Consider the following 18,734-nt stretch of genomic DNA (forward strand, 5'->3'; position numbering starts at 1 on the left):
GGTTCCACACACCCCGCTGCAGGCTCCGCCCCGCAGCGGGGTGAACGGCTCACTTTCTCAAGGTTTGGAATGAGCCGACCATGTCTTTTGCCCATCCATCGAGTACAGCCTTGGCATCCTTGGCCTGCATCACTTGTGAGGAATTATCAAGTTCGGTCCCTGCACCTTTACGCACCACCTCAGCCACCACCTGATTGGTTTCACCATCGAGGAACGCGGCTTCGGTGGCAATACTGGTGTCCTGGTCACGGATACCGGTTGCGGTGCTGATGCCAGCGGCGATCAGCGCGATAGGGATCACTTCATACGGTCGCAGGCTTTTAGTCTGGGCGCTGACGGCGGTGATCGCCGGGCGTACTACCAGCACACCCTGTCCGGGGCTGGTGGCCAATGGTAGTACCTGGGAGAAGTGGTTCTTCAGGGTTTGGTCGTAGTACTGAGTGATGCCTTGCAAAGTCGACTGTGGAACCTTTTCGGTCGGTTGCGGCTTGGGATAGAGCTGGCTAGGTTCGATGTAAACGCTGGTGTAGCGCTTGGCGTCGACGCCAGGCTTGATCCAGCGCATGACCGGGGCCCCCGAGGGCGACTTGTCTTCCTTGAGTACGCTGTAGTCCTTGAGAAACCCCGAGTACTGGTCGGATTCCACGTACTTGCTGGCACAGCCTTGCAGCATGAGCGTTGCCAGGCACAGCGATGCAGCCAACGTTTTGGTGTTCATGCAGCTTCTCCTTCTCACTAGGTTCGGTGCCCTGCGGCCGTGCGGTTACCTCAGAAACGCCAGGTCGCGCCGCCACCGACGATGTGCAGCGCGCTGTTGTCATAACTGCCGGACAACGTATTGCCGGAACGGGCCTTGGTCTGCTCGACATCCATGTTGCCGAGCCACACCAAGGTATAGGCCAGGTGCAGATCGAGGCCTTCGTCGACCTGGTAGTTGACCCCCGCCGCCAACCGCCAGGCTTCGCCCATGGGGTTGTCGACGGTGCGGTCCTTGTCATCCACAGCAGAGCTGTCGTAACCCAGGCCTACACTCCAGCGCCATTGCTGGGTGGCCTGGTATTGCGCGCCTACAGAGGCGTGCCAGGTGTCCTTGTATTGGCGGTCGACAGTACGGCTGGTGCCGCCAGCGTTGCTGTCGACGTCCACCCCGACATCGCCGAAATCACTCCAGTCCTGCCAGTTCAGGCTGCCTAGCAAGGTCCATTGATCGTCGAGCTGATGGGCAATGCTGAAGGTCACCGTCTGGGGCACGTTAAGGTCCAGTTCCAACGAATCCACTTCGAGCCGGCGTAGCGCAGCATTGAGCAGTGGGTTGTTGATATCGCTGAGGTGCGGTTTATCCTCGAACTCGAGTTTGACTTTGCTGGTGTAGGCTAGGCCGACGCGGGTCCGGGCATCAATTTGGTACATCAGGCCGAGGTTGACGCCAACCCCTACATCGGTGTCCTTGTATTCCAGCTGGCCGTCTGGCCGGTCGGCCAGGCCCAGCAAGTTGTTATTGATGGCCATTTCGGTACGGTAGTAACCGACCATGATGCGTGGGCCGATGCCAATAGACAGATCGTCGGTGAACTTGTAGGCCCAAGTGGGTTGCAGCGACATCCCTATCACGGCGGCTTCCTGAGTGAAATAGCGGCCTGCCCAGTCATCGTCATAGTCCAAGGCCAGACCGAAATTGCCGTACATGCCAAAACCGATAGCCGAGCGTTCGTCCAGTTGGTGGCTGATGAACAGGCTTGCACCGGGCAGGTATTGCAGGGCATCGCCGCCCTCATTGCCGTCGAACTGGTTATTGCTGTCGCGTGAAAAACGCAGGTCGCCGAGAATCACCTGGGCATTGGCGCTGATCTGCGTGCCCTTGAGCTGGGTAATACCGGCCGGGTTGCTCATCAATACGCTGGGATCGTTTGCCAGCGCTGCAGAACCGGCGTTGGCCAGGCCATTGCCTTCCTGGCCGGCTTCGTAGATGAGGATGCCGCCGGCGCTTGCATCGTTACCGTACAACAGCACTGCGCAGGCCATTGCGAGTGTCTGCTTGCCGAGCAGACGAGTGCGGTAGCTCATATCACCAGCTCCTTTTTCGATATGACGCGCTGTATCGGGTTTACGGTAAAGACCAGCGAACTATGTGCAAGATAAGCAGGGTAGTTGTATTGAATGAAGAGGCTCCAGACTAGGCCTCTCATTTCATGACATCGACGCCGATTAGAACGAGAAGCAACGGCGTTGGTCCGCGTTAATACATTAGACGACAGATATTCCCGCGCAACTCTTAAAGCCCATTCAGGCGAGCGCGATGATGATCGGGCCGCACACCGCCAGCAATACATTGGAAACGGCATAGCAGACGGTAAACCCTATGACAGGGGTGTTGCTGCCTGACTGTTCGATGATCTTGTTCATCGAGGCTGCCTCAGTCTGCGCACCCGCCAATGCACCGAACAGGATCATCGGGTGCAAGCGCAGTACATAACGGCCAAAAAATAGGGTGACCAAAGGCGGAATGAGGGTAACGAGCGCCCCTGCAACCAACAGGGCAAAACCTTGTTCTTTGATCGCCAAGAGCGCCGCAGGGCCCGCCAGCAGACCCACTACGGCACCAAACGCCGTCAGACCGAACTCGGAAAATGCCCATTGTGCCGCTGCAGGCATCGCACCCAGTTCCGGGTGTCGCGAGTTGTACCAACCGATCAGCAAACCCGCCAACAGTACTCCGCCGCCAATACCCAACTCCACCGGGATCATTCCGATGTGGGTGGACAGCAGGCCAACCAGCGAGCCAGCCACCAGCCCTAGCGCATGCAGGGCGATATCACTGCGGTAGCTAAGCTCGCGAATCCGCCCCAGTTGTGCGGCCAGCGCTTCCACGCTGGCTGCGCGCCCCGTGAGGCTGATGAGATCGCCGCGGCGCAGGACCGTTTCTGGCAGCAGCGGTAAGTTCAGGCCTTGGCGGGTGATGCCGGTGAGGAAGCAGCCCATGCGTTCGGTATCGGTCAGCGCCGCCTTGATCTGGTGCAGTGTATGGCCAACCAGCTTGGGGTTGGTCAGTACGATGTCGGCACTGCGGGTGGGGAATGACAGGCTCTCAGGGTTATCCACCTCCGGGGCGATCCAGTCATGCAGATCACTGACTGCATCACGCAGGGCGTAGATGCCAAGGATATCGCCGTTTGCCAGCACCAGCGCGGGGGCACGCGGCAGATGCTACCGGCACGGGTAACACGCTTGATGGTCAGCGAGGGGTGGCGCGCCTCGATGTCAGCAATGCTCAGGCCTGGGGCCAATGAGGCGGTAAAGCGATGTGCGCGTACGACGATACGGGTATAGGGGATGCTGATGGCCTCTTCGTTGCGCTCGATGCCCAGTTCGCGCTCAAGCGCTTGCGCACTTGCCCGCAGGTCGACGCCGAGCAAGCGCGGGGCCAGGCTGCCGACGAAGACGATCAGCCCGACAGTGCCAAACACATAGGTGATGGCGTAGGCAACGGCCATGTGGCTGTTCAGTTCGGCCTTGGCTGCGGCGTCCAGGGGCAACTGGGCAATGGCACTGCCGGCAGTGCCCATGATCGCAGTATCGGTGAGGGCACCAGCCCCCAGGCCTGCGGTAAACCCTGCGTCGAAGTCATACAGTACGTTCATCGCCAGAATGACTGCCAGCGCTGTTGCGCAAAGAATCACAGACATCAACACCAGCTTTAGTGTGCCGCGATTAAGGCTGCCGAAGAATTCAGGGCCGCTCTTGAACCCCACGGCATAGATGAACAGGGCGAAGAACACCGACTTGAGATCATGCGGCACTTGCAGCCCGATCTGCCCGATTAGCAGCCCCATGAGCAAAGCGCCTGCCACCGAGCCTAGATGAAAACTGCCAATCCTCACACGCCCTAGCAATATGCCGGACGCAATGGCGAGGAACACGGCGATTTCTGGATTGGCACGCAAAGCATTCACGATAAAGTCGAACATTGACGACTCCCTGCAAGGCTGCGTAATCCGTTGGACTTGCCTGAGTATGTTGAAAAATGACTAGCGAGCCACGGATGTCGTCAAATGCGTACAGCTGAAATAAGCAGTTCGCCAGGCCTTTGGCTAATCTTGGCTGGCATGCAAGCGCCATTTCGGTTCAATGTCCGTACGTGACCGCTGCCAACGCGTTGTTATTGGGGATATGCATGGCCCGAGCGGATGATGTGATCATTTGCGAGTACTGCGACGCCGTGTACCGGCGCACGCCATTGCACCGTCATCAAAGTGCCTGCTGCCAGCGCTGCGGCGGCGTGCTTTATCGCCACAACCCACTGAATGTGCAGCAGCGTCTGGCGTTGTGCATCACCGGCGGGGTACTGCTGGTCTTCGCCAACGCCTACCCGGTAATGACGATCAGCATGAGCGGCTTGAGCAATTCGGCCACCTTGTGGGATTCGGTGCAGATCCTCAGCCACGGCAGCATCACCTTCATCGCCCTGGTATTGGCGTTGGCGATCATCTTCGCCCCGGTGCTACAGATCGCCCTGTTGTGCTGGGTGCTGGGGTTTGCCCTAGGCAACCGCCGCGCGCCGGGTTTTGCCGCCTGCATGCGGGCGCTGGAGGGGTTGCGGCCCTGGAGCATGCTGGAGGTGTGCTTGCTGGGCGCCATGGTGGCGGTGATCAAGCTGGCGGGTCTACTCGAGGTGATCCCGGGGATTGGGCTGATCGCGCTGGCGGCGTTGAGCGTGTTGATGATCTTCATTGCCGGCCGCGATATTCGCGACTTGTGGGTGCAGGTATGAGCGCCCCGGCGCTGGCCGAGCAACTGCACCTGTGCCTGTGCCACGGCTGCGGCCAGGCCTGCGACCTGCGCCAAGGCCAGCACCAGTGCGACCGCTGTGGCGCGCCGCTGCACCGGCGCAAGGCCAACCCGATCGCCCGGGGCTGGGCATTTCTGTTTGCCGCGCTGATCTTCTACGTGCCGGCCAATGCGCTGCCTGTGATGCGCACCGAGATGCTCGGCCAGGGCAGCGACAGCACCATCGTTGGCGGGGTGCTTGAGTTCTGGGAGGCCGGCGCCTGGGACATCGCGCTGATCATCTTTATCGCCAGTATCGGTGTGCCGGGCATCAAGTTCGTGTCCCTTGGCCTGCTGCTGTTCACTGCCCAGCGCCGCAGCCAGTGGGCGCGTCGCCAACGTTCGCAACTGTTTCGCTTCGTCGAGCTGATCGGCTACTGGTCGATGCTCGACGTCATGGTAGTGGCGTTGGTAGCCGCGCTGGTGCAACTGCGCGGGCTGGGCACCATCGAGCCGCGGCCTGGCATCCTGTTCTTCGGCCTGGTGGTGGTACTGACCATGCTCTCGGCCATGAGCTTCGACCCACGCCTGATCTGGGACGATCATCCACACGACGGGGAGCACCACGATGGCGCTGGAGACTGAGAACCCTGCTGGGCCCGGCCAGGCGCAGGTACGCACACGCCGCTTCAGTGTCTCGCTGGTGTGGATCGTGCCGATTTTGGCACTGCTGGTGGGCGCCTCGCTGGTGGTGCGCAATTGGATGGAACAGGGGCCAGTGATCTCGATTTCCTTTCGCAGCGGCGAAGGGCTGGTGGCGCACAAGACCCAGGTGCGCTACCGCAGCGTGGTGATCGGCGAAGTCACCTCGGTGGAGCTGGCGGCGGACCACAAAAGCGTGGTGGCCAAGGTGGAGCTGTCGAAAGAGGCGGAGTCGTTTGCCACCGAAAGCGCCCGCTACTGGGTGGTGCGCCCGCGTATCGGCGCCGGTGGCATATCTGGGGTCGACACCTTGCTGTCGGGCAGTTTCATCGGCGCCGATGCCGGCGAGTCGAAAAAGCCCGCGAAAACCTTCGTCGGCCTGGAATCACCGCCGGCCATCACCTATGGCGAGAAGGGCAAGCGCTTCGTGCTCAGCGCCAATGACCTCGGCTCGCTGGATATCGGCTCATCGATCTATTTTCGCCGGATCCAGGTGGGCGAGGTGGTGTCCTACGCACTGCAGCCCGATGGCAGGGGCGTGGACATCGATGTTTTCGTGCAGGCCCCCTACGACGCCTTCGTCACCCTCGATACGCGGTTCTGGAACGCCAGCGGCATCGACATGCAGATTGGCGCCAACGGGCTGAAGGTCGAGACGCAGTCGTTGTCGTCGATCCTTATGGGCGGCTTGGCCTTCGGCACGCCCGAATATGCCGCCGCCGCCGAGGCCGCCGCCGACCAGCAGGCGTTCGAGCTGTTCGTCGACCGCGACGCGGCCCTCGCACCGCCAACGGGCAGCCCGCAGTACTTGCGCCTACGCTTCGACCAGTCGATGCGTGGGCTGACGGTGGGAGCGCCGGTGGAGTTCAAAGGGGTTGAATTTGGCAGGGTGACGTCGATCACGCTGGATTACGACCCTCAGAAACAGATATTCCCTGTGGTGGTCGATGCGGCGATCTACCCGAAACGCTTGGGGCCGGTGCACCAGAAAATGCTCAAGGTGTTCAACCATGCAGAAGGCGACGCCGCCGGTGCCCGGCGCCTGATAGGCACCTTCGTCGAACACGGCCTGCGTGCCCAGGCGCGCAGTGGCAACCTGATCACCGGGCAGATGTACATCTCGCTGGACTTCTATCCGGACGCCCCGAAAGTGGCCTTCGACATGAGCGCCGAGCCCATCGTCATCCCCACCGTGCCCGGCAGCCTGGAAAAACTCCAGGAGCAGTTGCAGGGTGTGGTCGAGCGTATTGGCAAGCTGCCGCTCGAAAGCATTGCCGGAAATCTGGACGGCACGCTGCGCGAACTGCGCAGCGCGGCCAAGCGCGTCGATGGGCAAACCCTGCCTGGGCTGACGACCACACTGGATGAACTGCAGAAAACCCTGCGCACGGCCAATTCAGCGATCTCCGAGAACTCGCCGCAGCGGGAGAAACTCGGTGACACGCTGCAGGAGCTGGAGCGTATGTCCCGTTCGCTGAGGGACCTGGCGGATTACCTCGGCCGTCATCCCGAATCGCTCATTCGCGGCCGGCCAAAAGCGGCAGGCGCGGACGACGTGCAACCCTGACCACGCCCAAGGAGTGAGAGCCGATGCGCACGTTGCCTACCCTGTTGCTGGCCACGCTGGTGGTGCTGACCGCGGGCTGTCGCAGCGCGCCCAACAACTACCACACGTTGGTCGCTGCGCAGCCCAGCCACGCGGCGGGCGAGAAGATCCTGGTCGAGCGGGTCAGCATGCCGCCGCAGGTGGACCGCCCGCAGTTGGTGATCCGCCAGGGCACGAGCAGCCTGGTGATTCTCGAAACTGAGTGGTGGGGCGCCAACCTGGTCGATGAGTTCCGTAGTGCCTTGCAGGACCAGCTGGGCGGGCCGGTCGGCGGCACGCCCAGCACACTGCTGCGGGTGGATGTGCAGCGCTTCGACTCAGTCCCTGGCCAGTACGCACTGCTGGAGGCGGTGTGGCGGCTGAAGCGCCCCGGGCAGGACGAGATCACCTGCCGCACCTCCGTGCAGACCCCCGCGCAAAACAGCGTCGGCAGCTTGGTCGGCGCCCAGCAGGCCAACCTGCAGAAGCTCGCCAGCGCCGTGCGTGCCAGCGCGTCGGGTTGCCCTAGGTCTTAGGCTTTGTTGCGCAATTTCTAAAAATTGACGCACGTGGGGGCTTGCCCCGCGAACACCGGCGAAGCCGGTGCCATGCACCGCGTAGCCCCATTCGCGGGGCAAGCCCGCTCCCACAAAACGTTTCGTACAGAGCCTAAATAGGCGGCGTTCAGCGCAGCCGCAATACGCGGTCCAGTGACAGCGCGCCAGCGCCCTTGGCCACCAGCAACAGCAGCAGGCCCGCCCAGGACAGGTGGGTAGGCCAGGCGTCCGGGTAGACGAACACCTCGATCACCGTGGTCATGCCCAGCAGGGCCAGCGCCGAAAGCCGCGTAAACAGGCCAAGCACCAGCAGCAGCGGGAACAGGTGCTCGGCATAGGTCGCCAGGTGGGCCGCGAGCCAGGGTGAAACCAGTGGCAGCGCATACTCGCTCTTGAACAACTCATAGGTACTGGGCGTGATGCTCAGAAGGCCCTCGACCTTGGTTCGGCCAGACATGAAAAACACCGAGGCGATACCCAGGCGCGCGACCAGGCACAGCACGGTGTCATTGAGCAGCCATTGCAGGCGTTCGGCTAGGCTGTTCCAGCGTTGGCGCAGGCTGATTGCCGGGGCAGTGGGGCGCAGGGTGTCCATGGCCATTCCTTCATGCGAATGAGAGTGGGCGAAAGACCCGGGCTTGCATCAGGCGGCCGAGCAGGTCGCTGAAGTCCAGGTCGGGCTGGCGTTGCTGGGCGCATTGCGACGCGGTTTCCAGCGTATGGCCTGCCGCGCAGGCATCGAGAAAGGCGCAACCCCCGGCTTCCAGCGGCTGATAGCTGACGCCGTCGAGGCCGCCGCAGAGCAGCACGCCTTCGGCCACCCACGGTTGCGCGCCCGACCACGGCAGGCCTTCACGGCTGCATCGCCACAGGCTGAGCACCGGGTGCGGATCGAACCACTGCCAGCGTACGCTCTGGCGTGGGGCCAGGTAGCTGTGCATCAAGTCGCTGGCGGTCATGCCAGCCAAGTCGGTGAGCGCCAGGCAAGGGTCTTCGCTAGCGCTGAACGCTTCACACCAGTAGAAGTCCAGGCGTGCCACATCGGCCAGGTAGGGCAGCCCATGGCTAGCCTGCAACTGTTCCAGAAACGCCGCAAAGCCCGCACCGTAGTGGATCAGCCGGGCATCGTCCGGGGGAAACTGCTGGGCGTAGGCGGTCGCGGCCTCCTGCATCCAGTCGGCGCCGACCAAGGTCTCGATGCTGGGGAAGTTGGCCCGCAGCGCGTCGACGCAACCGGCCAGCACGGTATTGCGGTAGACCGCGAACGCCGCTTGCCCGGTCAGGCTTTGCAGCGCCGGGGCAGGGCGCTGGTAGAGCGCGTCGATGAAGGCGTCCTGGAACTGGCCGAGGGGCATGTTCATGGCAAGGCTCCCGAAGACGTGAGGGTGGTTTGGGCGATGCCGCGTTCGCCAAGCAAGTCATCGAACGCCGGCAGGTTGCCGTCGCGCTCAATCAGCGTCGGGCGTGGGCCGATACGCGCAATCAAGCGGCGAAACAGCGCCCATACAGGTTCGGCAATCGCGGCATCGTGCGAGTCGATCAGCAGCGCGCCCTGCGTGTCGTGGCTGTGCCCGGCCAGGTGCACTTCGCTGATGGCCTGGGCAGGGAAGCGGTCGAGATAGGCTGCGGCGTCGAAACCCAGGTTGTGTGCGCTGACATGCACGTTGTTGACGTCCAGCAGTAGGGTGCACCCAGTGCGGCGCACCAGCTCGTCGAGAAAATCGATCTCGTCCCAGTCATGCCCTTGCACCTGCAGGTAGTGGCTGGGGTTTTCCAGGGCGATTGACCGTCCCAGTGCCTCCTGGGTGCGCAGGATATTGTCGCTGATGCGCGTTAGCGCTTCGCGGCTGCGGGGAAACGGCAACAGGTCGGGGTGGTACTGGCCGCGCCAGGTGGACCAGGCCAGGTGCTCGGACACCAGCGCCGGCTTTACCTGGTCGATCAGCGTGCGCAAGCGGCGCAGGTGGGCGGCATCCGGCTCGGCGTCCGCTGCCAGTGACAGTGCCACGCCATGCAGCGACAGCGGATGGCGCTCGGCCATGCGCTGCAGCCAGGCCAGGCGTGGGCCGCCGACCATGTAGTTTTCCGGATGGACCTCGTACCACAGGCCTTCGGCGTTGCACGCCAGGGCCTGGGCATAGTGCTCGGTCTTGAGCCCTACCCCAGCGCCCAGGGGTAAGTTCCGGTTCATGGTCGGCGGCCTCTGCTCAGGACTTGATCGGGGTCAGCGACCCCATGCCGTTGGGGGTCTTGATCGACGTGCAGGTACCGGCCGGGACGTTCTTCCAGTGCATGCCGTCGTAGTCCTTTTTCGCGCTGCCGGCGCAGGTGGTGCCAGCGCCGGCCTTGCAATCGTTTTTGCCGGCCATGGCGACGCCGTAGCATTTTTCCATGGCGGTACCCGTGCCGGCGGTGGTGCCGGCGAAGGCGACACTGGCCATTGAAGCGAGGGCCAGGGCGGCGGTGGCGAGGGCGAGGGTTTTCATGAGAGTGTCTCCAGAGGATAGGGCCAGGGTGTTGTACCGAAGGCTCATTGAGTAGTTCGCGGCGATCGCTGCCCGGGTTACAGGCCGACGAAAATTTTTTTCCAGTGGCTGTGGCTCATCTAAGGTTCGATAAAAGAAACCTTCCGACGGTGTAACCCTGGCGCCCAATGCAACGAACTAACCCACAGGACCTCCTCGCCGCTCGCGAGACGCAGTTGCAGGGTTTGCTGCTGCGCGGGCTGGCGGGTGATGCGCAGGCCTACCGCGAATTTCTCGCGGCACTGGCGCTGCACGTGCGGGGTTTTCTCAAGCGGCGCCTGCAACAGCGCCCTGCCGAGGTCGAAGACCTGTTGCAGGAAGTGTTGCTGGCCGTGCATAACGCGCGGCAAACCTATCAGCCGCAACAGCCGCTGACGGCCTGGGTGCAGGCGATTGCCCGCTACAAGCTGGCGGATTACCTGCGCCGCTACGCGCATCACGATGCGCTGCACGACCTGCTGGACGACGACAGTGACCTGTTCGCCGCCAGCGACGAAGCGCCAGCCCAGGCCAGCCGAGACCTGGGTAAACTGCTGGGGCAGTTGCCGGAGCGCCAGCGCTTGCCGATCGTCCACGTCAAGCTTGAGGGCCTGTCGGTGGAGGAAACCGCGCGTATCACCGGGCTCTCCAGTTCGGCGGTCAAGGTAGGCATACACCGTGGGCTCAAGGCCTTGGCCAGGCTGATTCGAGGCAGTGAAGACGATGAAAACCGATGAACTGATTACCCTGCTGGCCGCTGGCGAAGGGCCGGTGGACCGCCATGCCCTGGCGCGGCGCCTGGCCCAGGCGTTGCTCGCGGGCCTGCTCGCCGCAGTACTGATGACAGTGGCCCTCTATGGCGTGCGCAGCGACCTTGCCGACGTGGCGCGCACGCCGTTGTTCTGGGCCAAGCTGGCCTTGCCTGGCAGCCTCGCGCTGCTTGCGCTATGGCTCACGCAACGTTTGGCCCGGCCGGGTGTGAAGGGTGGGCTGGCCTGGGGGCTGTTGGGGCTGCCGTTGCTGCTTGTCTGGCTGGGGGCGGCGATCAGCCTGGCAGGCGCCCCGGTCGAGGCCCGTGCCGAGTTGATCTTCGGCCGTACCTGGCGTACCTGCGCGTTGAATATCTCGCTGCTGAGCGTGCCGGTGTTCATCGCCGTGCTCTGGGCAGTGCGCGGCCTGGCCCCAACACGGTTGCGCCAGGCCGGTGGCGCCGCAGGGCTGCTAGCCGGTTCGACTGCAACCTTGGCGTATTGCCTGCACTGCCCGGAAATGCAGGTGCCGTTCTGGGGGGCTTGGTACCTGTTGGGCATGCTGGTCCCCACGTTGGTGGGGGCGTTGGCGGGGCCCCGGTTGTTGCGCTGGTGAGAACAGGCGAAAACGCTAAAACCCGCGCGAATGTGTTAACAAATCGGCGGTTCTTCGCGAAAACGATAACGGTCAAAACAATCAAAGAGACTATGTGATCCCCCTGTTGCGAGATTTAGTCGCGTGTCATCTGCAGGGAACGTACAGGCGTTGATGACCTGTCACTCAAATCAGAATGTAATCGCTCCGTTGCACAATGCCGTAATGCTCCCCCTCAACCAGGTGCACATAGCGCCCTTCCAGCAGGTCAATCGGTAAGCAATCGTCGACATCGAGCACCGCGTCGGTATGGGGTTTCAACCAACCCGCCGCCATACGCTGCTTTCCCAGTTGCTTGGCTGCGGCTTTATCAGTAGCAGCCACTAGCAGGTAACGGTGAGCTTCACCAAACACCTGCCGCTCGTAACCCCCCAGGTTCAGGAAGAACAGGCGCATGGCCCCTGGCGGTGGTGCTGCCTGGCTGAATTCGATGCGGTAACCCTCCACCCCATGCACTTCCAGCCAGGAGTCGATGTGCAACCCTTTGGGGCTGCCGAACCAGGCGTTGCGCAAGAGGGGGTAGGTTTGCTCCAGCGAGTCGGCCTGGGCAAATACCACATCGTGAACTTCAATGCTGGCGCGAGGATGGCGTCCGCCGAGCATGACAACGTAGAGCATGGAATAACCTGTGGTTTGACAGTGACAATCACCAGCATGCGTGGCGTCTGCCCGATCAGCAAGTCCATCTGACTTCAGATTCCTTTCAGATTCACGCCGGATACTCCCCTCATCGAATCCCACGGGGGGCGTTTCATGAACCCGCATCAATGGAGCAGCCTGCTGCCGCTACGTATCGGCAGCCACGCCGACCACCATGCCCAACTGTCCCTGCACCTGGAGCCTGATGCAGGGCGTCGTGACCTTGAGCACTTCATTCACCAGTGTTTTCAGAGCGTGCATCACGCCGATGTGCACCATTACCTGCCTGAACTCCTGGCGTTGCATGACAGCCATGGGCGGATGATTGCCGCCGCAGGCATGCGCCCGGCCAGCAGTGGTGCGCTGTTTCTCGAGCGATACCTGGACGAGCCATTGGAGGCGTCGGTTTCCCGCGTGGCCGGCTACCCGCTAGCGCGGGAGAGCATGGTCGAGGTGGGCAACCTGGCCTCGCTGAGCGCTGGCAGTGCACGCATCATGATCATTGCCGTGACCTGGCTGCTGGCCACGCGTGGTTTGCAATGGGTGGCATTCACGGGGGCGGCCACGCTGATCAACAGCTTCCAGCGCCTGGGGCTGATGCCTACGGTGCTGGCTGCGGCCGACCCTGAGCGGTTGGGCGAGCAGATGGACCATTGGGGAACCTATTACGACCAGCATCCGCAGGTGTTCGCCGGCAACATCGGGCTCGGTTTCGAGGCGCTGAGCAAGGCTGGCGTGTTTGAGCGCCTGGGTCTGCCATCGATCATCGAGGAGACCGGCCATGCCGCATGAGCTGGAGTACTTCCGTCAGTTGCTGTTCAAGTATGCAAGTGAACAGGAGCGGGCCGTAGCCGTGCAAGGTGTAGCAGGGCGCTTCACCTTCCGGCAACTGCTGGCTGAAGTCGAAGCACGGGCCCATACCTTGCGTGCGCAATCGGGAGGCCCCTTGGTATTGGCCCTGGATAACGGCCCCGAACTGCTGTTCTGGGACTTGGCGGCGTTGTTTGCCGAGCGCCCTTGCGTGATCGTCCCTGGGTTCTTCAGTGCTGCACAATTCAGGCATTGTATCGAGCAAAGCGGCGCCGGCCATGTGCTGTGCGAGGCGCAGTGGATAGATACGCTCGTCGAGTTGGGGTTTGTCCAGCAGGACGCGTTTTGGGCCCGGCCTGTCGGTGGGGAGGTGGCGCTGCCCAGCGGTACCGCCAAGATCACCTACACCTCTGGCAGCACGGGCCAGCCCAAAGGCGTTTGCCTGGGTGCCGATGCCATGCTGCGCGTGGCCCGGGAACTTGAAGCCGCCAGCCGGCCGAGCGCCCCCCAGCGCTATCTGGCGGTGCTGCCGTTTGGCGTGCTGCTGGAAAACCTTGGCGTGTACGCCGCGCTGATCGCAGGGGCATGCGTGCAACTCTATCCCCAGGTGCAATTGGGCATGGGGGGCGCGAGCCAGGTCGACTTCAAGCGCTTGCTGAGTGCCATTGCGTTGAGTGGCGCCCAAAGCCTGATTCTGGTGCCGCAGCTGTTAATGGGGCTGATTACCGCGATCGAGCGCGGCCTGATGCGGGTGGGGCCGCTGCGCTTCGTCGCCGTCGGGGGCGCGCGGGTTTCGCCCAGCCTGCTGGCGAGGGCCGAAGCGATCGGCTTACCGGTGTTCGAGGGCTATGGCCTGTCCGAGTGTGCTTCGGTGGTGGCGTTGAACCGCCCCGGCGCCCAGCGCCTCGGCAGTGTCGGCAAGCCACTGCCCCATGTGCAGGTGCGCATCGCCGACGACGGTGAGGTGCTGGTGGCAGGTTCGCTCCTGCTCGGCTATCTGGGCGAAGCCCCTGTGTCCACGCCATGGTGGGCCACCGGTGACCTCGGCTATGTCGATCAGGACGGCTACCTGTACCTGAACGGGCGCAAGAAGCACCAGTTCATCACCAGTTTCGGGCGCAACGTCAACCCTGAGTGGGTGGAGGCCGAACTGACCCAAAGTGGCGTCATCGCCCAGGCGTTCGTGCACGGCGAGGGCATGCCGCGCAATGTGGCACTGCTCTGGCCACTGGATCCCAGTACCCCTGATGCCACGATCGAACAGGCCGTGCAGCACAGCAATGCGTCACTGCCGGACTACGCCCGGGTTCTTGCCTGGCGACGCTTACCCAGCCCCCTCAGCTGCGCTGATGGCACCCTGACCGCCAATGGCCGCCCACGGCGCGAGGCCATTTTGCAGCACTACCAAGGCTTGTTATCCGACATCCCATTGTGAGGTTCGCCATGTCCTTTTTCGACACGCTGCAATTGCAAACCACCGACGAGCGCCAGGCACTGTTCAGTGTGCCGGTGATCCGTGAAGCCTTGGCCGGCCAGGTCAGCCTGGACAGCTACGTCGCCTTCCTGACCCAGGCGTATCACCATGTGCGTCACACCGTGCCACTGATGATGGCGTGCGGCGCACGCTTGCCATCACGCCTGGAGTGGCTGCGCGGCGCCGTGTGCGAGTACATCGAGGAGGAGTACGGCCACGAGCAGTGGATTCTCAACGATATCGATGCCTGTGGGGGTAACTGGCAAGCGGTGCGTGACGGCCGACCGGCAATGGCGATCGAATTGATGGTCGCCTACCTCTACGACCTGATCGCCCGCGGCAACCCGGTCGGGTTGTTTGGCATGGTCAATGTGCTTGAAGGCACCAGCATTGCCTTGGCGACTCATGCCGCTGGCAGCATCCAGCGTACCCTGGCGCTGCCGGACAAGGCGTTCAGCTACCTCAGCTCGCACGGTGCGCTGGACCAGGACCATATGGTGACCTACAAGCGCCTGATGGACCGCCTGGACACTGCTGACGATCAGCAGGCGGTGGTCCACGCCGCCAAGGTGGTGTACCGCCTGTACACCGAGATGTTCCAGGGGTTGCCGGGTGGCAGCCAGCTGGGCCAGCAAGAGGTGCGCCATGCGCTTGTCTGAATCCGTGGTAGTGCTGACCGGCGCCAGCGGCGGCATTGGCCTGCAATTGGCCGAGCAGTTGTGCGCAGCCGGTGCCCGGGTACTGGCGGTCAGCCGGCAGATGGGCAAGCTCGCCAGCCTGATGAACCGCTACCCTGACAGGCTGCGCTGGCAGTCGGCCGACTTGCGTACCCCTGACGGCCGTGAGCAGGTGCTCGCCCGTGCCCGGGACATGGGCGGTGTCAACGTGCTGATCAACGCTGCCGGCGTCAATCGCTTTGCCTTGCTCGACCAACTCGACGAGCAGGCCCTCGACGAACTGCTGGACATCAACATCAAGGCGGCCTTGCAGCTCACGCGTGTCTGCCTGCCACTGCTGCGTGCGCAACCCAAGGCGCTGGTGGTCAATGTCGGCTCGACCTACGGTTCTATCGGCTACCCGGGTTATGCCACTTACTGCGCCAGCAAGTTTGCCCTGCGCGGGTTCTCCGAGGCGCTGCGCCGCGAACTTGCCGATACCTCGGTGAACGTGCTGTACGCGGCCCCCAGGGCGACCCGTACGGCGATGAACAGCAGTGCAGCCACGGCGCTCAACGAAGCGCTGAAGGTCGGCATGGACGACCCCGCCGACGTGGCCCGCGCCGTCCTGCAGGCGGTTCAGTCCGAACGCAGCGAGCTCTACCTCGGCTGGCCAGAAAAGCTCTTCGTGCGCATCAACGGCATGCTGCCCGGCGTGGTGGACCGCGCTCTGCGCAAGCAACTGCCGGTTATTCGTCGCTACATCGGTAGCCATTCCAAGGAGTCGCTCAAATGAAACGTCTGTTCGTTGTCGGGCTGCTGGCCTTCACACCCCTGACCTGGGCGCTGGACCAGGCGGGCACGCAGCAGTTGGCCGCGCTGCAGCAACGCTGGGCGCAGATCCAGTATCAGACGCCCAAGGACAAGCGCGCCGATGCCTTCGAAAAACTCTCGGCCGACGCCTCGGCCTTGGTCCACCAGCACCCAGGGTCGGCCGAACCCTTGATCTGGGACGGCATCATCAACAGCAGTTGGGCCGGGGCCATCGGCGGCCTCAGTGCGCTGGGCAAGGTCAAGGCCGCCAAGGCGAGCCTGGAGCAGGCGATTGAAATGGAGCCCACCGCCTTGCAAGGGTCCGCTTACACCAGCCTGGGGACCTTGTACGACCAGGTACCCGGCTGGCCCATCGGCTTCGGCGACAGTGACAAGGCTGATGCCTTGCTGCGCAAGGCGCTGCAGATCAACCCCAACGGTATCGACAGCAATTACTTCTGGGCCGATCATCTTTACCGGCAAAAACGCTATGCCGAAGCCACCGCGGCCCTTCAGAAAGCGCGGCAGGCCCCGCCTCGGCCAGGGCGTGAACTGGCCGACCAGGGCCGGCGTGGCGATATCGATGCTTTACTCAAAGCCATCAAGGACAAACAGGACTGAACATGCGGCTGCTGCTGGTTGAGGACGACACCGCACTGGGCGAGGGGATTTGCGACGGCTTGCGCCAAGAGGGCTACACCCTCGACTGGTTGCGCGATGGCGTGAGCGGGCTGCATGCCCTGCAGCACGAGGCATTTGACCTGGCCATCCTCGACCTGGGCCTGCCGCGCTTGGACGGCATCGAGTTGCTGCGCCGGCTCAGGGCGGGGGGCGACAGCCTGCCGGTGCTGGTGCTCACCGCCCGTGATGCCACCGATGACCGCGTCGTCGGGCTGGATGCTGGCGCCGACGACTACCTGGTCAAGCCGTTCGACCTCAACGAACTCAAGGCCCGCCTGCGCGCGCTGCTCAGGCGCAGCGCCGGGCGGGCCAAAGTGCTCATCGAACACGCCGGAGTGACCCTTGACCCCAGCACTCAGCAGGTCCATTACAACGGCCTGCCCGTGGTCTTGACGCCCAAGGAGTACCGGTTGCTGCACGAGTTGCTGGCGCAGCCGGGCAAGGTGTTCACCCGTGAGCGCCTGACCCAGTTGCTGTACGGCTGGGACGAGGAACCGGAGAGCAATACCCTGGAGGTGAACATCTACCAACTGCGCAAAAAACTGTTCAACGGCCTGATCCGCACCGTTCGCGGCATCGGCTATTTGGTCGAGGGCAAGGTATGAGCTCACTGCGTCAACGCACGCTGTGGCGGGTGATGGTGCTGATGTTGCTCGGTACAGGGCTGCTGGCGCTGTACAACTACCATGACAGCCGGCGCGAGATCAACGAGGTCTACGATGCCCACCTGGCGCAGAATGCACGGCTGCTACAGGGGGTGATGAGCTTGCCGGTGCAGGAGGGCAACCGCGAGCAACTGTATCGCGCGTTCAACGAGGCACTGAGCAAGGCCGGGCGCCACCGGGTTGGGCACCCTTATGAAAGCAAACTGGCGTTCCAGGTCTGGGGGGACGGGGCAGGGCTGCTGGTGCACACGCCCAGTGCACCGACACTCGACCCACCGCCCACGGCGCCGGGTTTTTATGATTTTTCCAGTGAGGGCGAGCAATGGCGCGGTTTCGTTCTGCCAGTGCCGGAAAAGCACTGGATGATCTGGGTGGGCGAGCGCGATGATGTGCGCTTCGACCTGATCGACCGCATCGTGCGCCATACGTTGTTCCCGTTCCTGTTGGGCAGCCTGGGCTTGGCGTTGTTGGTCTGGGCTGCCATTGGCTGGGGACTGCGCCCGTTGCAGAACATGGCCAATGTCATTCGCGCACGGCATGCCGACTCGCTCGAACCCCTGCAACTGGTGCCGCTGCCGTCGGAGCTGGAACCCATGCAGGCCGCCATCAACCGCCTGTTGGCGCACATCGAGGACCTGCTGCGCCGTGAACACCGGTTCATTGCCGATGCGGCCCATGAAATGCGCACGCCGCTGGCCATCCTGCGCCTGCATGCGCAGAACGCACAGGCCGCCAATACCGATGCCGAGCGGCAGAAAGCCTTGGGCTACCTGATTGGCGGCGTCGACCGCCTGACCCGGGTGGTCAACCAGTTGCTGACCCTGGCCCGGGTCGAACCGCGCCTCGGTCAGCGTGCCACCACCGAAGTCGATCTGGGCGAGGTCGTCACCGATATCTTGGCAGAGCTCACCCCCTGGATACTGGACCGCGGCCTTGAGCCATCGCTGGAGATTGGCGAGGGTGATCTTCACCTGGCGATCGATGCCGGCGCGTTGGGTATCGCATTGCAGAACCTGGTCTCCAACGCGGTCGAGCACTCGCCACCCGGTGGGCGTATCACGGTTTCACTCAAGCGCTTGGGCAGTCGTTTCGAGCTGACTGTCGAAGACGATGGGCCGGGCATCGACAAGGCCAGCCTCACCCGTGTGTTCGAGCGTTTCTACAGCCGCAACAGCCCGAATGGGGCAGGGCTCGGGCTCTCGATCGTGGCCACCATCATCGAGCGGATGGGCGGGCAGGTACGCCTGGACAATCGCGCCAACGGCGGGTTGGCCGCAACGTTGTCACTGCCCTTGCGGTGAGCGGGCGCTTCAGCCTGGGGTATTGATCCTTCGCTGATCATCAGGCGTACACCCTTGGTGTTGCCCCCTGGCCTAAGCCGGTCTCGGGCCTTAATCATCGCGCCACGCGCGCCGGCCCAAAGCAGCCTGCAACCCCCTCCAAGGCAGCGTACCGAGCGGTGTGCCTGCTTCTGATAATC

20 protein-coding genes and 1 pseudogene are annotated in these 18,734 nt (G+C 63.1%); 13 read left to right on the plus strand and 8 right to left on the minus strand.

Annotation, left to right across the window (positions count from 1 at the left end):
- Positions 1-49: 49 nt before the first annotated feature.
- The 3 genes and pseudogenes from ACMCNM_RS12585 to aspT form a co-directional block, all read right to left on the minus strand.
- Positions 50-718 (minus strand): DUF3313 domain-containing protein, encoded by a 669-nt coding sequence (locus ACMCNM_RS12585; RefSeq protein WP_186704126.1) that lies wholly within the window; start codon positions 716-718, stop codon positions 50-52.
- A 50-nt stretch (positions 719-768) separates the two neighbouring features.
- A complete protein-coding gene (locus ACMCNM_RS12590) occupies positions 769-2,022 on the minus strand; it encodes an OmpP1/FadL family transporter (RefSeq protein ID WP_186704143.1) in 1,254 nt (417 codons plus the stop codon).
- A gap of 261 nt (positions 2,023-2,283) precedes the next feature.
- Positions 2,284-3,965: pseudogene (aspT, locus tag ACMCNM_RS12595) on the minus strand (aspartate-alanine antiporter).
- A gap of 206 nt (positions 3,966-4,171) precedes the next feature.
- Between aspT and ACMCNM_RS12600 the strand changes: the two are divergent.
- Genes ACMCNM_RS12600 through ACMCNM_RS12615 form a run of 4 tightly spaced genes read left to right on the plus strand, consistent with a single transcriptional unit; the run spans position 4,172 to position 7,587 of the window.
- The gene (locus tag ACMCNM_RS12600) at positions 4,172-4,768 is read left to right on the plus strand and encodes a paraquat-inducible protein A (protein ID WP_186704124.1); all 597 of its coding nucleotides are present in this window, start codon (positions 4,172-4,174) and stop codon (positions 4,766-4,768) included.
- Positions 4,765-5,409, plus strand: a complete 645-nt coding sequence (locus tag ACMCNM_RS12605) for a paraquat-inducible protein A (RefSeq protein ID WP_099453829.1) — start codon at positions 4,765-4,767, stop codon at positions 5,407-5,409. Before ACMCNM_RS12600 ends, ACMCNM_RS12605 begins: the two co-directional genes overlap by 4 nt.
- Positions 5,393-7,033: an intermembrane transport protein PqiB gene (locus ACMCNM_RS12610; RefSeq protein ID WP_412764477.1), complete on the plus strand. Its 1,641-nt coding sequence runs from the start codon at positions 5,393-5,395 to the stop codon at positions 7,031-7,033. Before ACMCNM_RS12605 ends, ACMCNM_RS12610 begins: the two co-directional genes overlap by 17 nt.
- Before the next feature lie 23 nt (positions 7,034-7,056).
- Positions 7,057-7,587 carry a membrane integrity-associated transporter subunit PqiC gene (locus ACMCNM_RS12615; protein ID WP_274887863.1) on the plus strand — a complete coding sequence of 177 codons (531 nt, stop codon included), beginning with the start codon at positions 7,057-7,059 and terminating at the stop codon, positions 7,585-7,587.
- Between the two features lie 148 nt (positions 7,588-7,735).
- Here ACMCNM_RS12615 and ACMCNM_RS12620 read toward each other — a convergent pair whose 3' ends face one another.
- The 4 genes from ACMCNM_RS12620 to ACMCNM_RS12635 are packed head-to-tail and all read right to left on the minus strand — an operon-like array spanning position 7,736 to position 10,094.
- Positions 7,736-8,203 carry a DoxX family protein gene (locus ACMCNM_RS12620; protein WP_412764478.1) on the minus strand — a complete coding sequence of 156 codons (468 nt, stop codon included), beginning with the start codon at positions 8,201-8,203 and terminating at the stop codon, positions 7,736-7,738.
- A 10-nt stretch (positions 8,204-8,213) separates the two neighbouring features.
- Positions 8,214-8,969 (minus strand): DNA-binding domain-containing protein, encoded by a 756-nt coding sequence (locus ACMCNM_RS12625; protein WP_412764479.1) that lies wholly within the window; start codon positions 8,967-8,969, stop codon positions 8,214-8,216.
- Positions 8,966-9,799 (minus strand): DUF692 domain-containing protein, encoded by an 834-nt coding sequence (locus ACMCNM_RS12630; RefSeq protein WP_412764480.1) that lies wholly within the window; start codon positions 9,797-9,799, stop codon positions 8,966-8,968. Before ACMCNM_RS12630 ends, ACMCNM_RS12625 begins: the two co-directional genes overlap by 4 nt.
- A gap of 16 nt (positions 9,800-9,815) precedes the next feature.
- On the minus strand, positions 9,816-10,094 hold the full coding sequence (locus tag ACMCNM_RS12635) for a DUF2282 domain-containing protein (protein WP_027596420.1): 279 nt from the start codon (positions 10,092-10,094) through the stop codon (positions 9,816-9,818).
- 167 nt (positions 10,095-10,261) lie between these two features.
- Here ACMCNM_RS12635 and ACMCNM_RS12640 point away from each other — a divergent pair, with 167 nt between their 5' ends.
- Entirely contained in the window at positions 10,262-10,849 is a 588-nt protein-coding gene (locus tag ACMCNM_RS12640; protein WP_027596421.1) for a sigma-70 family RNA polymerase sigma factor, read from the plus strand.
- The gene (locus tag ACMCNM_RS12645; protein WP_412764481.1) at positions 10,836-11,477 is read left to right on the plus strand and encodes a DUF1109 domain-containing protein; all 642 of its coding nucleotides are present in this window, start codon (positions 10,836-10,838) and stop codon (positions 11,475-11,477) included. The genes ACMCNM_RS12640 and ACMCNM_RS12645 overlap by 14 nt, the downstream gene beginning before the upstream one ends.
- 165 nt (positions 11,478-11,642) lie before the next feature.
- On the opposite strand, the gene ACMCNM_RS12650 is transcribed toward ACMCNM_RS12645, so the two are convergent.
- Positions 11,643-12,134: a DUF1543 domain-containing protein gene (locus ACMCNM_RS12650; RefSeq protein ID WP_412764482.1), complete on the minus strand. Its 492-nt coding sequence runs from the start codon at positions 12,132-12,134 to the stop codon at positions 11,643-11,645.
- Between the two features lie 135 nt (positions 12,135-12,269).
- Here ACMCNM_RS12650 and ACMCNM_RS12655 point away from each other — a divergent pair, with 135 nt between their 5' ends.
- From ACMCNM_RS12655 to ACMCNM_RS12685, 7 genes are read left to right on the plus strand one after another with little or no spacing between them, the layout of a single operon-like run.
- On the plus strand, positions 12,270-12,947 hold the full coding sequence (locus ACMCNM_RS12655; RefSeq protein ID WP_412764483.1) for a thermostable hemolysin: 678 nt from the start codon (positions 12,270-12,272) through the stop codon (positions 12,945-12,947).
- Positions 12,937-14,400 (plus strand): AMP-binding protein, encoded by a 1,464-nt coding sequence (locus tag ACMCNM_RS12660; RefSeq protein WP_412764484.1) that lies wholly within the window; start codon positions 12,937-12,939, stop codon positions 14,398-14,400. Before ACMCNM_RS12655 ends, ACMCNM_RS12660 begins: the two co-directional genes overlap by 11 nt.
- 8 nt (positions 14,401-14,408) lie before the next feature.
- Positions 14,409-15,098, plus strand: coding sequence for a TenA family transcriptional regulator (locus tag ACMCNM_RS12665; RefSeq protein WP_412764485.1), 690 nt, complete (start codon positions 14,409-14,411; stop codon positions 15,096-15,098).
- Entirely contained in the window at positions 15,085-15,891 is an 807-nt protein-coding gene (locus tag ACMCNM_RS12670) for an SDR family oxidoreductase (RefSeq protein ID WP_099453841.1), read from the plus strand. The genes ACMCNM_RS12665 and ACMCNM_RS12670 overlap by 14 nt, the downstream gene beginning before the upstream one ends.
- Entirely contained in the window at positions 15,888-16,529 is a 642-nt protein-coding gene (locus ACMCNM_RS12675) for a tetratricopeptide repeat protein (RefSeq protein ID WP_412764486.1), read from the plus strand. The genes ACMCNM_RS12670 and ACMCNM_RS12675 overlap by 4 nt, the downstream gene beginning before the upstream one ends.
- A 2-nt stretch (positions 16,530-16,531) precedes the next feature.
- Positions 16,532-17,194: a response regulator gene (locus ACMCNM_RS12680; RefSeq protein ID WP_186704116.1), complete on the plus strand. Its 663-nt coding sequence runs from the start codon at positions 16,532-16,534 to the stop codon at positions 17,192-17,194.
- Positions 17,191-18,555 (plus strand): ATP-binding protein, encoded by a 1,365-nt coding sequence (locus tag ACMCNM_RS12685; protein WP_186683045.1) that lies wholly within the window; start codon positions 17,191-17,193, stop codon positions 18,553-18,555. The genes ACMCNM_RS12680 and ACMCNM_RS12685 overlap by 4 nt, the downstream gene beginning before the upstream one ends.
- Positions 18,556-18,734: the final 179 nt, after the last annotated feature.

This window comes from Pseudomonas sp. NGC7 (genome assembly GCF_047159675.1).
Classification (GTDB): domain Bacteria; phylum Pseudomonadota; class Gammaproteobacteria; order Pseudomonadales; family Pseudomonadaceae; genus Aquipseudomonas; species Aquipseudomonas kermanshahensis.

Excerpts from the sequence above, each read along its gene's own strand:
- ACMCNM_RS12685 (WP_186683045.1), top strand. The coding sequence starts at position 17,191 with ATGAGCTCACTGCGTCAACGCACGCTGTGGCGGGTGATGGTGCTGATG.
- ACMCNM_RS12630 (WP_412764480.1), bottom strand. The coding sequence starts at position 9,799 with ATGAACCGGAACTTACCCCTGGGCGCTGGGGTAGGGCTCAAGACCGAG.
- ACMCNM_RS12660 (WP_412764484.1), top strand. The coding sequence starts at position 12,937 with ATGCCGCATGAGCTGGAGTACTTCCGTCAGTTGCTGTTCAAGTATGCA.
- ACMCNM_RS12650 (WP_412764482.1), bottom strand. The coding sequence starts at position 12,134 with ATGCTCTACGTTGTCATGCTCGGCGGACGCCATCCTCGCGCCAGCATT.
- ACMCNM_RS12645 (WP_412764481.1), top strand. The coding sequence starts at position 10,836 with ATGAAAACCGATGAACTGATTACCCTGCTGGCCGCTGGCGAAGGGCCG.
- ACMCNM_RS12675 (WP_412764486.1), top strand. The coding sequence starts at position 15,888 with ATGAAACGTCTGTTCGTTGTCGGGCTGCTGGCCTTCACACCCCTGACC.
- ACMCNM_RS12585 (WP_186704126.1), bottom strand. The coding sequence starts at position 718 with ATGAACACCAAAACGTTGGCTGCATCGCTGTGCCTGGCAACGCTCATG.
- ACMCNM_RS12605 (WP_099453829.1), top strand. The coding sequence starts at position 4,765 with ATGAGCGCCCCGGCGCTGGCCGAGCAACTGCACCTGTGCCTGTGCCAC.
- ACMCNM_RS12640 (WP_027596421.1), top strand. The coding sequence starts at position 10,262 with ATGCAACGAACTAACCCACAGGACCTCCTCGCCGCTCGCGAGACGCAG.
- ACMCNM_RS12610 (WP_412764477.1), top strand. The coding sequence starts at position 5,393 with ATGGCGCTGGAGACTGAGAACCCTGCTGGGCCCGGCCAGGCGCAGGTA.
- ACMCNM_RS12655 (WP_412764483.1), top strand. The coding sequence starts at position 12,270 with ATGAACCCGCATCAATGGAGCAGCCTGCTGCCGCTACGTATCGGCAGC.
- ACMCNM_RS12635 (WP_027596420.1), bottom strand. The coding sequence starts at position 10,094 with ATGAAAACCCTCGCCCTCGCCACCGCCGCCCTGGCCCTCGCTTCAATG.
- ACMCNM_RS12625 (WP_412764479.1), bottom strand. The coding sequence starts at position 8,969 with ATGAACATGCCCCTCGGCCAGTTCCAGGACGCCTTCATCGACGCGCTC.
- ACMCNM_RS12590 (WP_186704143.1), bottom strand. The coding sequence starts at position 2,022 with ATGGCCTGCGCAGTGCTGTTGTACGGTAACGATGCAAGCGCCGGCGGC.
- ACMCNM_RS12680 (WP_186704116.1), top strand. The coding sequence starts at position 16,532 with ATGCGGCTGCTGCTGGTTGAGGACGACACCGCACTGGGCGAGGGGATT.
- ACMCNM_RS12670 (WP_099453841.1), top strand. The coding sequence starts at position 15,085 with ATGCGCTTGTCTGAATCCGTGGTAGTGCTGACCGGCGCCAGCGGCGGC.
- ACMCNM_RS12615 (WP_274887863.1), top strand. The coding sequence starts at position 7,057 with ATGCGCACGTTGCCTACCCTGTTGCTGGCCACGCTGGTGGTGCTGACC.
- ACMCNM_RS12600 (WP_186704124.1), top strand. The coding sequence starts at position 4,172 with ATGGCCCGAGCGGATGATGTGATCATTTGCGAGTACTGCGACGCCGTG.
- ACMCNM_RS12665 (WP_412764485.1), top strand. The coding sequence starts at position 14,409 with ATGTCCTTTTTCGACACGCTGCAATTGCAAACCACCGACGAGCGCCAG.
- ACMCNM_RS12620 (WP_412764478.1), bottom strand. The coding sequence starts at position 8,203 with ATGGACACCCTGCGCCCCACTGCCCCGGCAATCAGCCTGCGCCAACGC.